This window comes from Microbulbifer maximicatervae (SeqCode), from assembly GCF_056231245.1.
Genome location: NZ_CP174334.1, coordinates 1172501 through 1192183, shown reverse-complemented (window position 1 = coordinate 1192183; position 19683 = coordinate 1172501). Strand labels below are relative to the sequence as shown.

Genomic DNA, 19683 nt, shown 5'->3' with positions numbered 1-19683 from the left:
CCGATTCGGCGTTTGGGACTTCTATGGCTGAGTGCCTTGGCTGGGCATTAAGGGATTACAATCCTGGATAATCACCCGCCCTTCCAGAATATTTCCTTTGGAATACTCAGTGAAAATACACTGGTTAGTCTTGGGGTTATAATTCTCGATCCACAAATTATCTTCTTTCCAGGTGGCGCCGATATGGCGGTACCCATCGGGCACAGAGATACGCATGACCCCGCCAAAACGCTTCACGAAAACCTGCTCATAGTGAAAGTAGTAGGCAAGCCAGCCGCCAACAAAGAAAACCGCAGCCACGATTGCGCCGATCTTAAGGCTGCCCAGGCGACTGCCGATAAAAAGAGAAGCAATAACCAGGGCAATCACCGCTGCCCAGTACAAATAAGTAACCATGACTGTTTTTCTACCGTGAATTATTGGTGTTTATAAAGTGAAGGGTAGCGCAGAACCGCAGCAAACTAAATGGCGCCGGGTTACGCTCCCTAACTTACTCCTCTGCCAACTCCGGCAGCTTTTCAAATAGCGATAAGGCTTCAGGGTTGGCCAGGGCCTCCATATTTTTAACCGGTTTACCCTCCACCACATTGCGCACAGCCAGTTCCACAATCTTACCGCTGATAGTTTTAGGAATATCCGCCACCTGGATCACCTTTGCCGGTACATGGCGAGGCGTGGTATTGGCGCGAATCGTGGAGCGGATTTTCTGGGTCAGACCCTCGTCCAGTACAATACCCTCTCGCAAAACCACAAACAGCACTACCCGTACATCGTCGTGCCAGGGCTGGCCGATACAGATACTATCGAGCACCTCCTCGACTTTCTCCACCTGGCGGTAAATCTCTGCGGTTCCGATACGCACACCGCCGGGATTAAGTACTGCATCGGAGCGGCCATAGATCACAACACCACCGTGTACCGTAATCTCGGCATAGTCCCCATGCGCCCACACACCAGGCCAATTATCAAAGTAAGCACCGCGGTACTTGGCTCCATCTGGATCGTTCCAGAAGCCAATCGGCATACAGGGGAAGGATTTGGAGCAAACCAGCTCCCCTTTCTCTTCAACCACTGCACTGCCTGTATCATTCCAGACTTCCACCGCCATACCCAAGCCGCGACACTGCAATTCACCGGCATAGACCGGTAGAGTTGGGTTGCCAAGGGCAAAGCAAGACACAATATCGGTGCCGCCGGAAATAGAGGATAAGCAGAGATCTGCTTTTATATCTCTGTAGACATAGCGGAAGCCTTCGTGGGTCAGCGGAGAGCCTGTGGAGAGCACCGCACGCAATTTCTCCAGTTTGTGGGTCTCCCGGGGTTTGCAGCCACTCTTCTCCAGCGCAGCAATATATTTGGCACTGGTGCCAAACACACTGATTCCCTCTTCATCGGTCATATCCCATAGACTTTGGGATGAAGGGTAGAAAGGTGAGCCATCAAACAGCACTAGAGTCACCCCACAAGCCAGGCCACTCACCAGCCAGTTCCACATCATCCAGCCACAGGTGGTGAAGTAGAAAAGTGTATCCTCACGGCGCAGATCGCCATGCAAGCGATGCTCCTTCAGGTGCTGGAGCAAAGTGCCCCCCACTCCATGGACGATGCACTTGGGTACACCAGTAGTACCTGAGGAGTACATGATGTACAGGGGGTGATTAAATTCTGTTTGTACAAAGGAGAGTGCGCGAGCGGGCGCCGCTGCTTCAAAAGCTTGCAGTAGTACCGCCTTACCCAGCGGCTCTGCCGCTAGTACCTGAGCAGTTTCCTCTTCTGAGCGAGCAACCGGCACCACTACCAAAGTTTCTATGGATTCGATTCGCTGCATGATCTCGCGCAGACGCGGCAATGAATCAATAACCTTGCCGTTATAGAAGTATCCTTCACAGGCAAATAGCACTTTCGGCTGCACCTGGCCAAAGCGGTCAAATACTCCATTGATACCAAAGTCTGGTGAGCAGGAGGTCCAGATAGCTCCGAGGCTGGTGGTGGCCAGCATGGCCACTACGGTATCGATCACATTGGGCATAAAACCCGCTACCCGATCTCCCTCAACAACGCCCTGGGCAACGAGGGCCGCTGACAGGCGCTCCACCCGATCGTACAGCTCCTTGTAGCTCAGCTCGCGGCGGCTACCGTTCTCCAGGCGCTCGACCAGGGCAGCCTTGTCATCGCGATATCGCAGCAGGTTCTCAGCAAAGTTCAGGCGTGCCTGTGGAAACCACTGCGCTCCGGGCATGGAATCGTTACTGAGTGTCTCATCACCCTTATCTGCAGCAATAACTCCGGTGTAATCCCACAACTCCTGCCAGAAAGCTTCGCGATTATCTACTGACCACTGATATAAGGCCGCGTAATCATTGAGATCCAGCTGATATTGCTGGTTGACCCTGAGACGAAATTCATCCATCTGAGTGGCGGCAATAGCCTCTGCGCTGGGTTGCCAGAGCGGTTGGGAGTTGTCCTTCATTTCAACAGACCTTGTGGCTCATTATTGTGTTTTCAAATCGCCCTCTCGGGCACAAGGGGAGCAATCATGCCCTGCCCCACCACTTAAAACTATTTTAATCTTTTTTAGATTTGTTAAATAAAAGTTAACATAGCTAAATCTATCAATTCCCCAGGAACCTGCCGCTGTGAGTGCCACGATCAAACAACTACGCGCCTTTGTCACAGTGGCCCGCAGCCGCAGCCTGGCCCAGGCCAGCGCTCAGTTGCACACTTCCCAGCCAGCCCTGTCCATTGCCATCCGCAACCTGGAGGATGCGACTGGCGGCCCTCTTTTCAGTCGAGAAGCCCGCCAACTCGCTCTCACCCCAGAGGGCGAGGAATTTCTCTCCCGCGCCGAACAACTATTGCACAACTGGGATCAATCCCTGGATGCGATACAGCAGGCCTTTCGTCTGGAGCGAGGGCAGTTGCGCCTAGCAGTAATTCCCGCCTATGCGCTCAACCAACTCCCCCAATTATTAGCCAATTTTCACCGCCAACACCCACAAATCAATATCCTGCTGGAAGATGTGGTGATGGAGCGAGTAACCCAAGCGGTGCAAGATGGCCGGGCAGAGCTGGGCATCAGTTTTCGCCCCGAGGATTTAGGCGGGCTTGAGTTTGTGCCCCTACACAGGGATCGTTTTATCGCAGTCATGCCACCCCAGCACCCCCTCAGCGAAAAAGGAAAAGTGCGCTGGAGTGACCTGGCCAGTTTTCCTTTTATAGCTATGAACCGCGGCTCAGCGGTGAGGCGCTGGACCGATGAGGCCTTCGGGCAAAGTGGCAAAGGCGTTCACTATATCTGCGAAGCTAATCAACTAAGCACAATCGGCCAGTTAGTACGTGCGGGAATGGGGATTAGTGCTGTACCGAGCTTGTGTGAAACACAGGTTCGGGAATATGGGCTGGAATCCCTGCCGCTATCGGCACCAGTAGTGAGCCAGGAGGTGGGGATATTATTAAAGAGCCGAGGCACCTTGTCGGCACCAGCAACCGCGTTTTTATCCGCGATTACTGGTTGAGGTCTATAAAAGTGCCTCTACTTATTTGAGCGACTAGTGACTGCTGGTTGCGCGCAGCATCCAAGCCGTTTTCTCGTGAACTCTCATACGATCAGATACCAGGGCAACTGTGGATTCATCTTCTCCCGCCTGGGCATCTTTTAAAACTTCACGACAGGTTTTGATCACCTGTTCATGCCCTTTAGTGAGAATTTTTACCATTTCTTCCGCCGGTGGTACCTCAACAACTTCTTTGATGGAGCTGAGTTGAGCAAAAGCCTGGTAAGTACCGGGAGCGGAAACCCCGAGGGTACGAATGCGCTCGGCAATATCATCCACCGCAGTGGCCAGCTCGGTGTAATGCTCTTCAAACATCAGGTGTAATTCGCGGAACAGAGGCCCAGTAACATTCCAGTGGAAGTTGTGGGTTTGCAGGTAAAGGGTGTAGCTATCTGCCAACAAATGTTTCAAACCGGCAGCAATCTTTTCCCGATCCTTTTCACTGATACCAATATCGATTTTTTTCATAACACAAATCCCTCTTCCAAAAACTGTTGTCACCGAAATGGTTATGAGGCCATTTTGGTACCTTTATTCACTTCTCACAAGCTATCGAGCCAATAGCTTATTTATATAGACAAGTAAGATTTATAAGGTACAAAAATGGCGTGAATTTTAACCCGGCTATTGGAAGAAAATTTTGCGACAAGACATTGCCAATAAGGGACTCTCCAAATAAAACTATTTATCGAGCCCCCTGCTGGCAACACAAGAAATCAGGCACTACAAACCGGGCAATTACTATGGCTCGGCAGCTGCAAAGTTTGCAGGGCTAAGGTTTCCGTCTCGATTAAGTGCAATTTATTCAAGCTCGATACCGGCAAATCCATCAGGTATTTCATGGCCTCCAGAGCCTGCATGCTACCAACTACCCCCAGCGCAGGACCGATCACACCTGCTGTAGAGCAGTTCTGGACTTCAGCCTGCTCCTGGGGCGGAAACAGGCAGGCATAACAAGGGCCTTTTCCTTCAGAAAAATCAAAACTAATCAGCTGGCCGGAAAACCCCTGCACCGATGCCATTACCACCGGACACCCTGCCTGATAACAAACCCGGTTGATCGTATGGCGGATTTCCAGGTTATCGGTGCAGTCCAACACCAGATCCACCTGTTTTACCTGCTCAAGCAGCCAGGATTCATTCGCCATTTGGTTGTGGGGGTGAATGCGAATAGTTGGATTGGCTGCAGCCAATTGTTGTGCAGCCACCATGGCTTTGGATTTTCCCTGGTGATTGGTTTTGTACAAAACCTGGCGCTGTAAATTGGAGAGATCGATATGATCACCATCCACTAGGTGCAACTCTCCAATACCGGCTGCGGCCAGATACATCGCTGCCGGGCTGCCGAGCCCACCTAAACCAACAATCATAATTCGAGCAGAAGACAGCTTTTTCTGTCCCTCTTCACCCACCTGGGGCAACATTATCTGGCGACTGTAACGCTGTAATTCCTTACTACTTAACATGGCTCTACTTCCGCATGCTTACCTTTCAACAGGACATTAAAATCGGCAACCGCCTGCTTGTAATCTTCCGCTTTAGTTATAGCGCTGACCACGGCGATACTGCCAACGCCACTAGCGATAACCTCACCGGCCCGCTGCATATTAATACCACCAATTGCCACGAGTGGATAATCGGGCAATAGTGCGGCCATTCGCGCAAGTTTCTGCACGCCCTGCAACTGATCCGACATATCCTTGGTGTTGGTTGCATAAATTGCACCAATCGCCAAGTAACTGGGGCGATAACGGTAGGCCAACAGTAATTCATAGAAGCCGTGGGTACTGATACCCAGCTTCAATCCTGCCGCTTGAATTGCCCTCAGATCAGCAGACTGCAAATCCTCCTGGCCCAAATGCACGCCGTAGGCACCGCACTCAATCGCCAACTGCCAGTAATCATTGATAAACAGGCGCAGGTTATACGCCCTGCCAATAGCCACTGCCCTCTCAATCTGTGCGCGCAGGTCCCCACCCGGATTCTTTATTCGCAGCTGTAAAGTACGCACCCCCAGCTCAGCCAGGCGCTGCAACCACTCCACTGTATCCACTACCGGATATAAACCCAATGCTTGAGAGTCTGTTTGGGCAAACCCTTGAACAAGAGGCTGGGCCGCACCAAAACCATAATCCAGCGCACGCTCTTCTCCCGGCACCAAAATCTCCGGGAAGTCGATTAAATCCAGAGGCCAGCCACAATGACCTACAGGTCCAGCACCAGCGCCGATATGTGCATTATTTCCCCGACGCAAGCCCCGCTGAACATAGGCTTTACCCACAACGCAGGCATCTCGCAACGGGTAGCCCAAAGCGCGGCAGGCGGCAATAGCGGAGGACAGGGTGCAGCCAGTGCCATGTGTGCCCGTACTGGACACTTCCCGGCCAATAAACCAATCGGCTTTTTCACCATCCCACAGTAAGTCGGCAACTTCTCCCGCACGCAACTGCGTATGGCCGCCGGTAACTAAAATTGCAGTACCGCCGTGGGCGTGCAACTGACGCGCAGCTTGCACAATAGATTCCGCACCAGTGACACTGGCTCCGGTAAGCCATTCCAATTCATGTAAATTGGGAGTGACCAGATCACACTGTGGCATCAACTGAGCCAACACCGTTGCGGTAATATTCCCTTCGGTGAGCCTGGCTCCGTTGGTAGCAACAGCAACCGGGTCGTAAATAACCGGAACCGGCTGCACCGCTTTCAGCTGGCGCAGAAAATCTGCCACCGCAACAACTTGTTCAGCATTCGCTAGCAGACCGATTTTAATTGCGGCAGGAAATAGATCCCGCTGTAAGGCCCGCAATTGTGAAGCCAAGACCTCTAGGGAAACTGCATTAATTGCAGTGACTTCCACCGTATTCTGTGCGGTATTGGCCGTGATAGCACTGCAACCATGGCAGCCGAGATCGGCAAAAGTCAGCAGGTCCGCCTGAATGCCGGCGCCACCGCCGGAGTCACTGCCGGCAATGGTCCAGACAATTGGCTTTTTCAATTGGAGTTGATCGCGCATAAAAATACTAATCCTGCAATATGCTCTCTGCCTGCTGCCAGAAAGGCATATCCAGGGTGGGGGTACTGGGGCTGGCAGTTTGACGCCTGAGCATCAAGCCGGCATTAAAGGCGGCGCGCCCGGATTCCACAGCCAGTTTAAAGGCATTAGCCATCAGTACCGGATCCTGGGCTTTTGCAATCGCGGTATTCAATAACACCGCATCAAAGCCCATCTCCAGCGCTTCTGCCGCCTGTGATGGCGCACCGATTCCGGCGTCAATAATAAGCGGTACATCACTCAGGCGCTCGCTCAGTGTTTGCAGGTTATATTTATTGAGCAAGCCCTGCCCGGTACCGATGGGAGCCCCCCAGGGCATTAATACCTCGCAACCCACATCCAAAAGTTTTCGACACAGAACCAGGTCATCTGTGCAATAAGGCAAAACCTTGAAGCCTAACTGAATTAATTCCCGCGCAGCTTCTACCAGACCAAAGGGGTCTGGCTGCAAATTGTAATCATCGCCAATCACTTCCAGCTTGAGCCAATCGGTCTGGAAAATTTCCTGGGACATTTTTGCCAGCTCCACCGCTTCTCGCGGCGATTTACAACCGGCGGTATTGGGCAACAACTGACAACCGGACTCGCGAATATAATCCCAAAATCGATTGTCCTGCTGCTGTGCCGGATTTTGCCGGCGAAGAGACAAAGTAATAATTTCTGAAGCTGAGGCTTGCACCGATTCGCGCATAATCGCTGGGGAGGGATACAGGGCAGTGCCCACCAAAAGCCGGCTGTTAAATGTTTTTCCGTAAAGTGTTAATAGATCGCTCACCTTTACCCCCCCACTACCGGAGCAACAATATCCAGGCTATCGCCGTTATTTATCTCAGTATTGCTATATTCCGTACGGGGAATAAATCCACCGTTGATCGCAACGGCAAACGTTTCTCCGCGATAGCCGAGCTGCTGTAAAAGCGCAGAGAGTTTTAGCGGGGATTCAAGGCTCTGTGTTTCCCCATTAATTAGTACCTGCATCAAACCACCTGTAACAGTTGTTGTGCCACTTGATTCTCCACTTGCTCCACTACTGCCGGCGCTAAAAGATAACCGTGACGGTAAAGGCCATTCACCCTAATCAGCCCGTCCTCGCTGTGGATATAAGGCATATTATCCATAGTGGCGGGGCGACAATTTACGCGGGTCTCAACAATACGAGCCTCGGCAAAAGCCGGGTTGAGGGAGTAAAGCGCGGAAGACAATTCCATACTGGAGCGCACGGAAATGGGCGACTGGTCTTCACTCTCAATTTCCGTGGCGCCAATTACTGTGCGTCCATCGCTTCGGGGTACAGCATAGAGCTTATAGCGCGGGTGGAGCAGGCGCACTGGACGCTGCAAAACCACTTCCCGGGATTCCACCACCATCACCTCACCACGGACACCGCGTAAGCCTTCAATCTGCCCCTTGGCACCGAGACCACGGCAGTCGATCACGCAATCAAATTGTTCGCATTCCGAGTTCACAGAGATATACCCGGCTTCGCAATTTACCTTGCTCTGCTCTCGCAGAGTGACTGCGCCTCGGCGCAATACTCTGAGTAACGCAGGCAATAGGCGGAGATTATTGATATCCGCCTCACCCCGCAGGTAAAGCCCCTGTTCAAAGCCGTGTAAGGAGGGCTCTAATTTCGCTAAAGTATTGCAATCGAGTGGCTGCACCTGCTCCCTGGCAGACTCGCCCAACTTGCCCTGTAGCTCCCTCAGGAATTGCAGCAGCTCACTTTTATCCTTGCCATGAGCAACCAGCACTGAGCCCGCTCGGCGGTATTCCACGTCCTGCCCGCTCTGCTCCTCCAACTGCCGGACCCACTCAGACCAAAGCTCAAGGCTTTTCAGCCCCAGGTTGTAAACCTGTTTATCGCTGTGCACCAATTCCGATAGTGGTGAGATCATTCCCGCTGCCGTCCAGCAAGCTCCCCCGACTGGTGCCGACAGATCACCCGCTTCAAACAGGGTAATATCCAGTTCCCGTTGGCAGAGCCGCCAGGCGAGCAAGCGACCTAACAGGCCGCCACCGGCAATAGCTACTTTGGCTTTGGTTTCGCTTGTCACAGACCACCTATCTTCGCAAATCCAAATCGACACCCAGCGATATGCGCTATGCACTCACCGTACTTTTGCTATCCGATTCTTGGGGGAGAGGACTCTCCCCCAAAATACTCATTAGCCCTTGTGATAAATCTCGCTACCCATGTCCTTAAATTTAATCGACATTTCCTCCATGCCCTGTGCCGCTTCCTGCTTGGCCGCATAATCGCGCACATCCTGGGTAATTTTCATGGAGCAGAATTTCGGGCCGCACATGGAGCAGAAGTGAGCTACCTTGCCAGATTCCTTTGGCAAGGTTTCATCGTGATAGGTGCGTGCCCGCTCCGGATCCAAGCCGAGGTTGAACTGGTCTTCCCAACGGAATTCAAAGCGAGCTTTTGACAGGGCGTCATCGCGCTTCTGTGCCCGAGGATGCCCTTTGGCCAAGTCTGCGGCATGAGCCGCAATCTTATAGGCCATAAGGCCCTCTTTAACATCCTCTTTATTGGGTAGACCCAGGTGCTCTTTGGGGGTCACATAGCAGAGCATGGCGCAACCGTAGGTGCCGATAAGTGCAGCGCCGATGCCGGAAGTAATGTGGTCGTAGCCGGGAGCAATATCCGTGGTCAATGGACCTAGCGTGTAGAAAGGTGCGCCGTGGCAGTGCTTCAGCTGCTCATCCATATTTTCTTTGATCTTATGGATAGCCACATGACCGGGGCCTTCGATCATCGTCTGAACATCGTGCTTCCAGGCAATTTCAGTCAGCTCGCCAAGCGTGTGCAGCTCGCCAAACTGGGCTTCATCGTTAGCATCCGCAATGGAGCCCGGGCGCAGGCCATCACCGAGACTAAAGCTCACATCGTAAGCCTTCATAATCTCGCAGATTTCCTCGAAGTGGGTGTAGAGGAAATTCTCTTGGTGATGGGCGAGACACCATTTGGCCATAATGGAACCACCGCGAGAGACAATCCCGGTCATACGTTTGGCAGTGAGCGGCACATAGCGCAAAAGCACACCAGCATGAATAGTGAAGTAATCCACCCCCTGCTCCGCCTGCTCAATCAAGGTGTCGCGGAACACATCCCAGTTAAGATCTTCAGCAATTCCGTTTACTTTCTCCAGCGCCTGGTAAATCGGCACAGTACCGATGGGCACTGGCGAGTTGCGCAGAATCCACTCGCGGGTTTCGTGGATATTGGCACCGGTAGACAGATCCATCACCGTGTCCGCGCCCCACTTGGTAGACCAAACCAGTTTCTCCACTTCCTCTTCAATGGAAGAAGTCACAGCCGAGTTACCAATATTTGCATTCACCTTGCACAGGAAGTTGCGCCCGATAATCATCGGCTCCACTTCCGGGTGATTAATATTCGCCGGGATAATTGCCCGCCCCTCTGCAACTTCCCGGCGCACAAATTCCGGCGTGATTTGCTCGGGGATGTAAATACCATCACGTGCCTTCTGGTATTCACTTTCACTCATTTCCGCTGCCAACTTGGCTCGCCCCATATTTTCGCGCACTGCGATAAATTCCATCTCTGGGGTAATAATGCCGCGGCGGGCATAGTGCATCTGAGATACATTCTGTCCCGGTTTGGCCCGGCGAGGGCTGGGAAGGTTTTCAAAGCGGATATGATCCAGCCCCTGGTCCGCCATACGCTTCTGGCTGTAGGCCGCTTGGCGAGAGTCCAGCAGTTCAGTATCTCTGCGGGCCTCTATCCAGCCCTGGCGCAATTTGGGCAACCCTTCCCGTACGTCCACTTTAAAATTGGGCTCGGAGTAGGGGCCCGAAGTGTCGTAAATGGTTAGGGGCTCATTGGGTTCAAACACCGGATTCTCTGCATCCCCCCCTACCAAACTATCTCCCAAACAGATCTGACGAGCACCAACCTGAATGTCGGGAGTTTCTCCGGGCAAATACACCTTGCTCGAGTTGGGGAAAGATTGAACCGTGAGATTTTCAAGAAATTCTTTAGCGGAATCGCGACTGGCAGCGCGGGAGGACTTTCCGGCTTTACCGGATTGTTCAATGATCTCAGACATGCGTAACCTTAAAACTTGGAAATTTAAAGGTCGCAGCATCCAGGGCACACACAAAGAGAAAAGACGCCAAACTGTAACAAAACAGGCGACTTCAGATCTTGTTCCCTACGCGGGGGTTACCCCGATCAGGTTCAACGGATCTCGCAACAGCGATCTCAGCCCACAGGCACTCCGACAAGTAGAGCGCAGTATAGTGGAAGCGCCCGAAGAAAAACAGATGGCATAAAACTGTGCCAGAAAAAGTAAAGCTTTTAAACGCCAATAAAGTAATCAATGCTCTTGGCGACAAAACTCCAACAGACTTCAATTTATTGATAACTGACCAAAGGGTCTCAAGCATTCATCACTCACAATATCTGAGTGCGTCCTACACTCCTTCTCGTTTACCGGAGCAGTGAATAAAACGATAACAACTTACGGCGAAAGTCGGTGTGGGAGAAAATACAATGTTGAATAAATATGGAGTTCTAGTAACGCTCTGTTTGAGCATCTTATCGATACAGCCAGCAATGGCAGCCCCCTCCAAGTCTGTTGCTGCGGGTGACAGTATTACCATGGCATTCGGTGCAGACTGTACCCGCAATAAGTATTTCTGGGACCTGTTTTGTCTTCTCGGCGGGGACCAACCCGAGCATTCCTGGTTTGACGGCGACGACAATTCAGTGGAGAGTGTTCACGATAAATATAAAGTTAGCTACCCCAATATGGCTGCCAATAAAAGTGCAGCGGAATCCGGTGCTGAGATGCGTAGTGGAGGCGACAATTTCTCCACTCAAGCCGATCGGATTCTATCCCAAAGTAATTTACCTGATCATGTCGAGGTAGTATTGGGCGGTAATGACATCTGTAACCGGGATTGCGTCGATCCAGCCAACTGTAACGATCCACTCTACACCGATAGCGAGTGGCGCTCGGCAGTTCAAGCTGGACTGGACAAATTAGTCGATGGTCTCCCTAACGGCTCAACGATAGTACTCGGCTCAGTACCACGAGTACACGATCTCCGGGCAGCAGGTCTGGATAAGCAAAGCGGTAATTCCCGGGTAGATTGCGAGAGTGTCTGGTCGACTTTCGGAATCTGCCGAATTGCAACGAATGGCGGCTCGATGAATGGAGAGAGCTTTGCTACTCGTTATAACGGAATAGCCGCAGCCCAACAACGTTATAACGAAATCCTTGTTGAGGAAGCAGAAAGTTACAACGGTATGAATGGGGTAGAAGTTGTTGCTGAATATACCGGTGAGGATCAGTTAAATGCCGGGACTTTTCAGTTTAATAAAGATGATATTGATGGTGGAGACTGTTTCCACCCAAGCATTCAAGGACAAAATATTGTCGCTGACCTACTGTGGCAAGGAAATCCGGATAAATAAGTAACTTTTACTGCTCGGTAAATTCAGGGCCCGCAATAAAGTACCGCGGGCCCTAATCAATTCACTTACCTAAATCCTCATCAAAGTAACCACTCTCTTCAACCACATACTGCAATCTATGCGGCAAACCCTTTCTCATAAAGGCAACATCAATTACTTTTCCACTGGTAAGAGCACTCCAAAGCTTATTCTGACCACTGTGGACCCAACTGTCATTGACCCTCAACAGCACATCGTTTTCCTCGAATCCAAGTGCAGTAAAGAACTCATTGTTGGCCACCCCCTCCAAGCGCATCAAATGGTGGCCCTCAACTTCCAGCTCCGCCTCAATAAATTTAGCCTCCAAGAATTCTCGTTGTTCGAGTTGCTTCACCAACCACTCTTGCCCAAGAGTCAACACACCAGCCGGCTCGATTAGCTTTTTACCCTTTTCTCCCTGAGGCTGTTCAATACGTTTGCGCAGCTCCTCATCGTGCTGATGGGACAAAGTTAAAGGGATAATATTACCCTCTTCACCTTGCAATAGCAGACGCTCCAGGGATCCCTGATTATCAATAACGGCATAGTGCCCTTTCAAACTCTTCAGAACGACATCTTTAAGAACAGACTGCCCCAGTGAAAAACTCTGTGCCTTCTGCCCATTTACTTCTATTAAAGCTTTGGACTTACTTTCTATACTCGATTCACTAACTCCTACCAGGGCAAGAGGTAGATCCGTAACAGGTAAATGATTCTCAGTATCTTTTTGTTGTTTCCATATATATTTTTTCTGAGGATATATATCAAGCCTGATTAGTTCTTTTTCTATCCAGTAAGAATATTGCTCAAATGATCGCGTGCCCTTTAGATACAAACCGTTTATAAAAACAACCGGCACATTTGTAAGGCCAAGCTCTAAAGCAATTTCCTGATCCCCCAGAACAACTTCTTTATAATTCATATCTCCAATACAGGCTTTAAATTGCTTGTTATCAATCAGTAAACTTCTTGCGGTCTGGGAGTAAGACTTCTCACCAAGGTTTGGAGTTTTTGCGTATAAGGCGTCGTGATATTCCCAAAAAATATTGTGCTCACCAGCACACTTAGCTGAAACAGCAGCTTTGATACCTTCCCGATGAAACTTAAGGGGAAAATCAAAATTTACCTGGCGAACCCAACCAGAATAGTCACTCAACATACGCCTCAAGGTTGGCTGAAAGGATTTACAGTGGGGAGATTGAAAGGAGCAGAACACAGCAATTGTTATAGGCGCTTCGGGATTTCCTCGAGCGGCGCGCCCGCCATAATCAAGATCAATCCGTGGTGGCTCTGGAACGGGAAGCATAACTTCTATTTCTTGACCATCTTTTGCTGTTTTGGCAATTATTTCATGCAGTTTGTTGAGCCGTAATTTATGCTCCATTTCAGCAATATCATACAGCACAAGCTGGAGTTCCTTATCCAAGGCCTCTACGCTGACCTCCTGGCCATCAATCCGTGCAGCTATATGTTGCTGATCAAGTACTTTAGTTCCTACTGTTATTTCCGCATCCTTTGAACACCCCCCCATTAGGCTCAAAATACCCAACGCCATTAACTTTGCTATAACATCCCTTAGTCGCTTCACTGGTAATTCTCCTTTTACCGGTTTTGACCAATCTTACCCGCCAATTCTCATTTCAGCCGCTTACAGCAAGCTTTATTCAGAACGTGTTCAAAAAATGAGAACCAGGCAAGCTTTTTGGCATCTAAGCTAACGTCTCTCCAGTAGAGGGAATATCCAACAAACTAACCCTGAGTAATTTCGCGAGCCTATTCGATCCTTAGATCACTGTCCCCCATATGAAATCGCTTTTAAAACTACATGGGAAAATCTTGAAACCAAAACAAGCAATAGATCATATTGAAGTATCCAATAAGAGCTATAGCCAAAAGTATCGATTGCAGGAAACTCCAAATCGTCTATAAGAAGACGCTTCAGCGGAAGAATAAATTCAAGTCTCCTACAGTGATGCCAGATCCGTTTATGACGGGGACAGTAAAAATAGAGAATCTACAGTCAATCTACGGCCAAATACTCAGATGTACTACGATTACTCAACGGTACTCTACTGAAAATTCATAGCTCGAGTTATTGGTACAACTTTCGCAATGGATAACATCACCATGATACGACTACCACTTATTACCATCGTTTGACTTCACAGCGAGCCTATAGACCTTGTTAAATAGATGGATAGCTTAGTTGTGTTAATCATAAGCACCCTCAAGATACACCCGACACCAGACCAAATTTTTATATTCCACAGTAAAAAAGTAAAAGTAACTCTCAAGGAGAATAATTCTTTTGGGCTAAAGAAACACACATCTAATTCACCACTATGACTGGTTCGTATGGATCAATGAAAGAAAGCCAGCATACCTTTAAAAAATTATCAGAAATACAAGACCTGAAAAGAATACAACTGGTTGTTGGTGGTCTTGGCTTTATAGGCCAGTACTTAACATGGGGATTATTACGAAAAGGTTTTAATGTAGTTTTAATTGCGCGAAATGATATTCATGATCGATTCGAGCAACTAAAACAAAGAAATAGTTTTGCCAATCCTATTTACAAACTTTCGAAAAATGATTTCGACCGACTTATAATCATTTCAGGAGACTTGAACAGGCCAAAGCTCAGCTTAAGTTCTAGGTCTTACAGACAACTACTCTCTCTACACATTGGTTCAATTTGGAATTGTGCAGCTGACATGCGCTATAGCTATAGCAACCTACAGCAAAGCATTAATACAAATGTTATCGGTGTGGAACGATTAATAGAGGTTGCTGTAGCAGCAAAATGTCGGTTCAACCAAATATCAACCAGTTTTATTGCCGGTAAAGATCATGCCAGCGGAGTAACCATAAAGGAAAAACTCTATCAACCTAAAGAATTTTTTAATGCTTATGATTACACCAAAAATGCAGCAGAGAACTTAATCGCAAAGTCCAAAAACCTGGAATACACCATCTATAGGCCAACTATTGTCCTAGGAGACTCGGTGACTGGCTACACAAACTCTCAGTCCGGTTACTATGAATATGTAAAACTGCTAAATAGACTAAAAGAACAGAATGTACAGACCCCCATTCACCTAAAATATCTTCCAAACTGCCTTATCAATGTCATTCCGGTTGACACTTGCTGTGATGCAATATTAAAGATTTCAAACAACCATGAACTCACAAAAAACCAATACTTTAATATTGCCGACTCTAACCCAATGACAATCGACGAATTCGTTAAGTTTAATCGCGATTACTTTGAGCTAGATTTAAGGCAAATTCAAGACAGCCACGTATTGTTAAGTAGCCTACCAGAAAAAGAAAGGCGGATACTTAAGATTATTAATAGAATGCAAAATGGACCATTTTTAAACAGTGACTTCAGGTTTTGCAGCGCAAATAGCCAAAGAGTCTTAGGTCACCCTGTTCAGAATCAATGGCGTAATAGCAAGAGTTATCTGACCAAAGTGGTGGACTATTTTTTAAATCAAGCGTAACTAAATTCAGCCCGATCAGGTATGCCATGAACAAACCTAGTGACATATCACTTTCCCATTATGCAAACAGAATCAGTTACTCAGGGCCAAATGAAGATTCAAGATCAGAGCTTAAAGCTCTAAATATCAATGAAAATGATAGTATTTTATGTGTTACTGGCGGTGGAGATCGCGTATTAAGCCTTCTACTGGGTAATCCCAAAAAAATAACCGCCATTGACTTGAATCCCAGCCAAAACTATCTCTTGGAACTAAAAAAAATTGGCATCCAGAAATTAAATTATGAGGAATTTTTAAGGTTCTCAGGAATACTCCCATGCAAAAAGAGATTAAACATCTATGACAACATAAAATCCTCTTTATCAAAAAAGGCGGAGTTATTTTGGTCAAACAACATAAATATCATTGAAAAAGGGTTTATTTATGAAGGCGCTTTCGAAAAGCACTTCAAGTTAATCAGTATGATCATTAAAGTTATTCGACCCAGCAAAATAAAAACTCTAACTCACCTAAAAAGCATTGAAGAACAGCGTGAGTTTGTTAAAAACAAATGGAATACCCCAACCTGGAAAACATTTTTGCATTTCCTTACCAATAAATATTTCTTCAGAACTTTCCTTAAAGATCCTGGGTTCTACGAACACATCCCACAAGAAGTGTCAATCTCTGAGTATTTATTAGGCAGAATGGACCACTCTCTAATGAACCACCTGGTTCTCGACAATTTCTTTATGACATTCCTGCTAACTGGAAAATACAACCCCGAATATGGAATGCCTTTATATTTGGAAAAAAATAACTACCCAGTAATTAAGGGAGCACTAGATAAAACAGCCATAGAAATAGTAACCTCACCGATAGAACAATATTTATACAACTGTGAAAATAAAATTGATAAATTCTCCATTTCTGACGTCTCAGCTTATCTTGATGAAAAGAGCTTTGTTTCCCTACTAAACGCAATATACTCAGCAGCTAGCGAAAACAGCATCCTCTGCATGCGCCATTTTATTACCAAAAGAATAATTCCTGACTCTATAAAAAATAAATTTTCTTTTAACCCAGTTCTTGAGGAAGAGCTCAATAATAGCGATATATCGTTTGTTTATAGCTTTAATGTTGGAGTGAAAAGAGGACACTAAATTACCTCACCAATGTATAGCTGTTACAGTAATTTAAATGACAGCTACCTTTAGGAATTCCTAATAGAAGACTCGCCAGCTAAGCTAGAGTACAAGCGCAGGCACTAAAAAGGGCCGCCCTATTAGACTGCCCTTTTTCGAATTAGAAGCCTGATAAACCACTATACCGGTTTAGACCACCGGTAGGGCTGTCCCACACTACCCTATGGGCGCCTCCAGTGTTCCAAGCTGGCACGGCTCCGGGATCGCGCACGACTCACATGGCAGCGCAGGTGCTGCCCGGTAGTAAAAGTATTTCACCCTATCCAAACAACAGGGAAACTTGCAGGGATTTTGTTTTACGCGGATTTCCACAGTCTGGAGTTACTAACAGAAAGTCTGGATAGAGTTGTGTATAACTTTAATAAACGGGCTGCAGGCCCCGTGTTACAAGGGATTACTGCAGAGACTAAAAAATCATCGATATTTTTACCGGCTAAATTTAATTTTTGGCGGGAGTGGTATGGGTACTTTTCTGGTTTTTACGCGAGTTATTTTTGTTGGATGATTTTTTATATAAGTGCGACGGAGGTAGGTAAAGACCTATTTTTATAGGCTTTTTAGGAGAGCGTCTGTTTAAGGTGCTCAGGTAGTTTTAGGTTTTTCTTTTTTTAATTACTGACTGATTTTTTAAACAGAAAGTTGATCATAAAATTTTTTCAGAGTTACTTTTATTTTTTTCATTTAATTTCTGCCAAGTATTTTCTGCTTTCTCTTTCTTATTTTTTTGTTTTTTGCTTTTTGTTTTTTTAAATATTTTTAGCCATAAAAAAAGGGCCACCCTATTGGGTGGCCCTTTTCGGATTAGAAGCCTGACGATGACCTACTCTCACATGGGGAAGCCCCACACTACCATCGGCGATGTTGCGTTTCACTTCTGAGTTCGGCAAGGGATCAGGTGGTTCCACAACTCTATTGTCGTCAGGCAAACTGGCTTGGGTTGGCGTTGGTCTTATAAGCAAAGTGCTTGGCCTGCCGCGTTATCGCTTGTTTGCCTCGGTCATGTTATTGACCGGCGATAACCCCAAATAAGTCGGTAAAACAATCTGTAGTAATACACCGCAAGCGATCGTATGTCTCTAACTCACAATCCGCTAGCTTAGCTAGTCGTTAGTAACCATCTCTGTTGTATGGTCAAGCCGCACGGGCAATTAGTACTGGTTAGCTCAACGCCTCACAACGCTTCCACACCCAGCCTATCAACGTGGTAGTCTTCCACGGCCCTTCAGGAGGCTCAAGGCCTCAGGGAGATCTTATCTTGAAGGAGGCTTCCCGCTTAGATGCTTTCAGCGGTTATCCCGTCCGAACATAGCTACCCGGCAATGCCACTGGCGTGACAACCGGAACACCAGAGGTTCGTTCACTCCGGTCCTCTCGTACTAGGAGCAACTCTTCTCAAATCTCCAACGCCCACGGCAGATAGGGACCGAACTGTCTCACGACGTTCTAAACCCAGCTCGCGTACCACTTTAAATGGCGAACAGCCATACCCTTGGGACCGGCTTCAGCCCCAGGATGTGATGAGCCGACATCGAGGTGCCAAACACCGCCGTCGATGTGAACTCTTGGGCGGTATCAGCCTGTTATCCCCGGAGTACCTTTTATCCGTTGAGCGATGGCCCTTCCATACAGAACCACCGGATCACTATGACCTACTTTCGTACCTGCTCGACATGTCTGTCTCGCAGTCAAGCGCACTTATACCATTATGCTCATTGCATGATTTCCGACCATGCTGAGTGCACCTTCGTACTCCTCCGTTACTCTTTGGGAGGAGACCGCCCCAGTCAAACTACCCACCATACACTGTCCTCGATCCGGATAACGGACCAGAGTTAGAACCTCAAACATACCAGGGTGGTATTTCAAGGACGGCTCCACAACAACTAGCGTCGCTGCTTCAAAGCCTCCCACCTATCCTACACAAATAGGCTCAAAGTTCAGTGCAAAGCTGTAGTAAAGGTTCACGGGGTCTTTCCGTCTAGCCGCGGGTACACTGCATCTTAACAGCGATTTCAATTTCACTGAGTCTCTGGTGGAGACAGCGTGGCCATCGTTACGCCATTCGTGCAGGTCGGAACTTACCCGACAAGGAATTTCGCTACCTTAGGACCGTTATAGTTACGGCCGCCGTTTACCGGGGCTTCGATCAAGAGCTTCGCCGAAGCTAACCCCATCAATTAACCTTCCGGCACCGGGCAGGCGTCACACCCTATACGTCCTCTTACGAGTTTGCAGAGTGCTATGTTTTTAATAAACAGTCGCAGCCACCTGGTCACTTCGACCGGCCTCAGCTTAGGGAGCAAGTCCCATCACCAAAACCGGCGTACCTTCTCCCGAAGTTACGGTACCATTTTGCCTAGTTCCTTCACCAGAGTTCTCTCAAGCGCCTTGGTATTCTCTACCTGACCACCTGTGTCGGTTTAGAGTACGATTCACTATTACCTGAAGCTTAGAAGTTTTTCCTGGAAGCAGGGCATCAACCACTTCACCCACTAAGTGGGCTTCGTCATCAGTTCTCAGCCTTAGGGACCCGGATTTGCCTAAGTCCCCAGCCTACAACCTTAAACATGGACAACCAATCGCCATGCCGGCCTAGCCTTCTCCGTCACTCCGTCGCAGTAATAGCGAGTACAGGAATATTAACCTGTTTCCCATCGACTACGGCTTTCGCCCTCGCCTTAGGGGTCGACTAACCCTGTCCCGATTAGCGTTGGACAGGAACCCTTGGTCTTCCGGCGGGGAGGTTTTTCACCTCCCTTATCGTTACTCATGTCAGCATTCGCACTTGTGATACCTCCAGCAGACCTCCCGATCCACCTTCAACGGCTTACACAACGCTCCTCTACCATGCTCCTAAGAGCATCCGCAGCTTCGGTTATCAGTTTGAGCCCCGGTATATCTTCCGCGCAGGCCGACTCGA

General features: G+C 48.4%; 15 protein-coding genes, 2 rRNA genes and 1 riboswitch (1 of these 18 running past the window's edge). Of the genes, 4 read left to right on the top strand and 13 right to left on the bottom strand.

Annotated elements, in window-relative coordinates; all coding sequences use genetic code 11:
* Positions 1-21: 21 nt before the first annotated feature.
* Both ACJJIS_RS05175 and ACJJIS_RS05170 read right to left on the bottom strand, forming a co-directional pair.
* Positions 22-396 carry a hypothetical protein gene (locus ACJJIS_RS05175; RefSeq protein WP_108734070.1) on the bottom strand — a complete coding sequence of 125 codons (375 nt, stop codon included), beginning with the start codon at positions 394-396 and terminating at the stop codon, positions 22-24.
* A gap of 94 nt (positions 397-490) precedes the next feature.
* Positions 491-2470, bottom strand: a complete 1980-nt coding sequence (locus ACJJIS_RS05170) for an acetoacetate--CoA ligase (protein WP_475709625.1) — start codon at positions 2468-2470, stop codon at positions 491-493.
* Between the two features lie 166 nt (positions 2471-2636).
* Between ACJJIS_RS05170 and ACJJIS_RS05165 the strand changes: the two genes are divergently transcribed.
* Positions 2637-3515 carry a LysR family transcriptional regulator gene (locus ACJJIS_RS05165; RefSeq protein ID WP_475709624.1) on the top strand — a complete coding sequence of 293 codons (879 nt, stop codon included), beginning with the start codon at positions 2637-2639 and terminating at the stop codon, positions 3513-3515.
* A gap of 33 nt (positions 3516-3548) precedes the next feature.
* Here the strand turns inward: ACJJIS_RS05165 and ACJJIS_RS05160 are convergent, their stop codons facing one another.
* The 7 genes from ACJJIS_RS05160 to thiC all read right to left on the bottom strand — a co-directional run bounded on the left by ACJJIS_RS05160 (position 3549) and on the right by thiC (position 10682).
* Positions 3549-4022, bottom strand: coding sequence for a Dps family protein (locus tag ACJJIS_RS05160; RefSeq protein ID WP_108734073.1), 474 nt, complete (start codon positions 4020-4022; stop codon positions 3549-3551).
* A 248-nt stretch (positions 4023-4270) separates the two neighbouring features.
* A complete protein-coding gene (locus ACJJIS_RS05155; protein ID WP_475709623.1) occupies positions 4271-5020 on the bottom strand; it encodes a HesA/MoeB/ThiF family protein in 750 nt (249 codons plus the stop codon).
* Positions 5014-6567 carry a thiamine phosphate synthase gene (thiE, locus tag ACJJIS_RS05150; protein WP_475709622.1) on the bottom strand — a complete coding sequence of 518 codons (1554 nt, stop codon included), beginning with the start codon at positions 6565-6567 and terminating at the stop codon, positions 5014-5016. The genes ACJJIS_RS05155 and thiE overlap by 7 nt, the downstream gene beginning before the upstream one ends.
* A 7-nt stretch (positions 6568-6574) precedes the next feature.
* Positions 6575-7381, bottom strand: a complete 807-nt coding sequence (locus ACJJIS_RS05145) for a thiazole synthase (protein WP_445355916.1) — start codon at positions 7379-7381, stop codon at positions 6575-6577.
* Between the two features lie 2 nt (positions 7382-7383).
* The gene (gene thiS / locus ACJJIS_RS05140; protein ID WP_475709621.1) at positions 7384-7584 is read right to left on the bottom strand and encodes a sulfur carrier protein ThiS; all 201 of its coding nucleotides are present in this window, start codon (positions 7582-7584) and stop codon (positions 7384-7386) included.
* Complete coding sequence (thiO, locus tag ACJJIS_RS05135) at positions 7584-8660, bottom strand: glycine oxidase ThiO (protein WP_475709620.1); 1077 nt, start codon at positions 8658-8660, stop codon at positions 7584-7586. The genes thiS and thiO overlap by 1 nt, the downstream gene beginning before the upstream one ends.
* 111 nt (positions 8661-8771) lie before the next feature.
* Entirely contained in the window at positions 8772-10682 is a 1911-nt protein-coding gene (gene thiC / locus ACJJIS_RS05130) for a phosphomethylpyrimidine synthase ThiC (protein WP_413662875.1), read from the bottom strand.
* 85 nt (positions 10683-10767) lie between these two features.
* A riboswitch (TPP riboswitch) is annotated at positions 10768-10866 on the bottom strand.
* Positions 10867-11128: 262 nt separating this feature from the next.
* Between thiC and ACJJIS_RS05125 the strand changes: the two genes are divergently transcribed.
* Complete coding sequence (locus tag ACJJIS_RS05125; RefSeq protein ID WP_475709619.1) at positions 11129-12055, top strand: SGNH/GDSL hydrolase family protein; 927 nt, start codon at positions 11129-11131, stop codon at positions 12053-12055.
* A 61-nt stretch (positions 12056-12116) separates the two neighbouring features.
* Here the strand turns inward: ACJJIS_RS05125 and ACJJIS_RS05120 are convergent, their stop codons facing one another.
* The gene (locus tag ACJJIS_RS05120; protein ID WP_475709618.1) at positions 12117-13661 is read right to left on the bottom strand and encodes a thioredoxin domain-containing protein; all 1545 of its coding nucleotides are present in this window, start codon (positions 13659-13661) and stop codon (positions 12117-12119) included.
* Between the two features lie 775 nt (positions 13662-14436).
* Here ACJJIS_RS05120 and ACJJIS_RS05115 point away from each other — a divergent pair.
* Both ACJJIS_RS05115 and ACJJIS_RS05110 read left to right on the top strand, forming a co-directional pair.
* On the top strand, positions 14437-15579 hold the full coding sequence (locus ACJJIS_RS05115) for an SDR family oxidoreductase (RefSeq protein ID WP_475709617.1): 1143 nt from the start codon (positions 14437-14439) through the stop codon (positions 15577-15579).
* A 26-nt stretch (positions 15580-15605) separates the two neighbouring features.
* The gene (locus tag ACJJIS_RS05110) at positions 15606-16721 is read left to right on the top strand and encodes a DUF3419 family protein (RefSeq protein ID WP_444907597.1); all 1116 of its coding nucleotides are present in this window, start codon (positions 15606-15608) and stop codon (positions 16719-16721) included.
* Between the two features lie 685 nt (positions 16722-17406).
* Here ACJJIS_RS05110 and ACJJIS_RS05105 read toward each other — a convergent pair.
* The 3 genes from ACJJIS_RS05105 to ACJJIS_RS05095 form a co-directional block, all read right to left on the bottom strand.
* On the bottom strand, positions 17407-17541 hold the full coding sequence (locus ACJJIS_RS05105) for a hypothetical protein (protein WP_475709616.1): 135 nt from the start codon (positions 17539-17541) through the stop codon (positions 17407-17409).
* 29 nt (positions 17542-17570) lie between these two features.
* Positions 17571-17686: ribosomal RNA gene (gene rrf, locus ACJJIS_RS05100) — 5S ribosomal RNA — on the bottom strand.
* Positions 17687-17890: 204 nt separating this feature from the next.
* Positions 17891-19683 (bottom strand): 23S ribosomal RNA (locus tag ACJJIS_RS05095); it runs 1089 nt beyond the window's last position.

Coding starts and splice junctions, on each gene's coding strand:
- ACJJIS_RS05160 (WP_108734073.1), bottom strand. CDS start 4,022: ATGAAAAAAATCGATATTGGTATCAGTGAAAAGGATCGGGAAAAGATT.
- ACJJIS_RS05175 (WP_108734070.1), bottom strand. CDS start 396: ATGGTTACTTATTTGTACTGGGCAGCGGTGATTGCCCTGGTTATTGCT.
- ACJJIS_RS05170 (WP_475709625.1), bottom strand. CDS start 2,470: ATGAAGGACAACTCCCAACCGCTCTGGCAACCCAGCGCAGAGGCTATT.
- ACJJIS_RS05115 (WP_475709617.1), top strand. CDS start 14,437: ATGAAAGAAAGCCAGCATACCTTTAAAAAATTATCAGAAATACAAGAC.
- ACJJIS_RS05155 (WP_475709623.1), bottom strand. CDS start 5,020: ATGTTAAGTAGTAAGGAATTACAGCGTTACAGTCGCCAGATAATGTTG.
- ACJJIS_RS05125 (WP_475709619.1), top strand. CDS start 11,129: ATGTTGAATAAATATGGAGTTCTAGTAACGCTCTGTTTGAGCATCTTA.
- thiE (WP_475709622.1), bottom strand. CDS start 6,567: ATGCGCGATCAACTCCAATTGAAAAAGCCAATTGTCTGGACCATTGCC.
- ACJJIS_RS05110 (WP_444907597.1), top strand. CDS start 15,606: ATGAACAAACCTAGTGACATATCACTTTCCCATTATGCAAACAGAATC.
- thiS (WP_475709621.1), bottom strand. CDS start 7,584: ATGCAGGTACTAATTAATGGGGAAACACAGAGCCTTGAATCCCCGCTA.
- thiC (WP_413662875.1), bottom strand. CDS start 10,682: ATGTCTGAGATCATTGAACAATCCGGTAAAGCCGGAAAGTCCTCCCGC.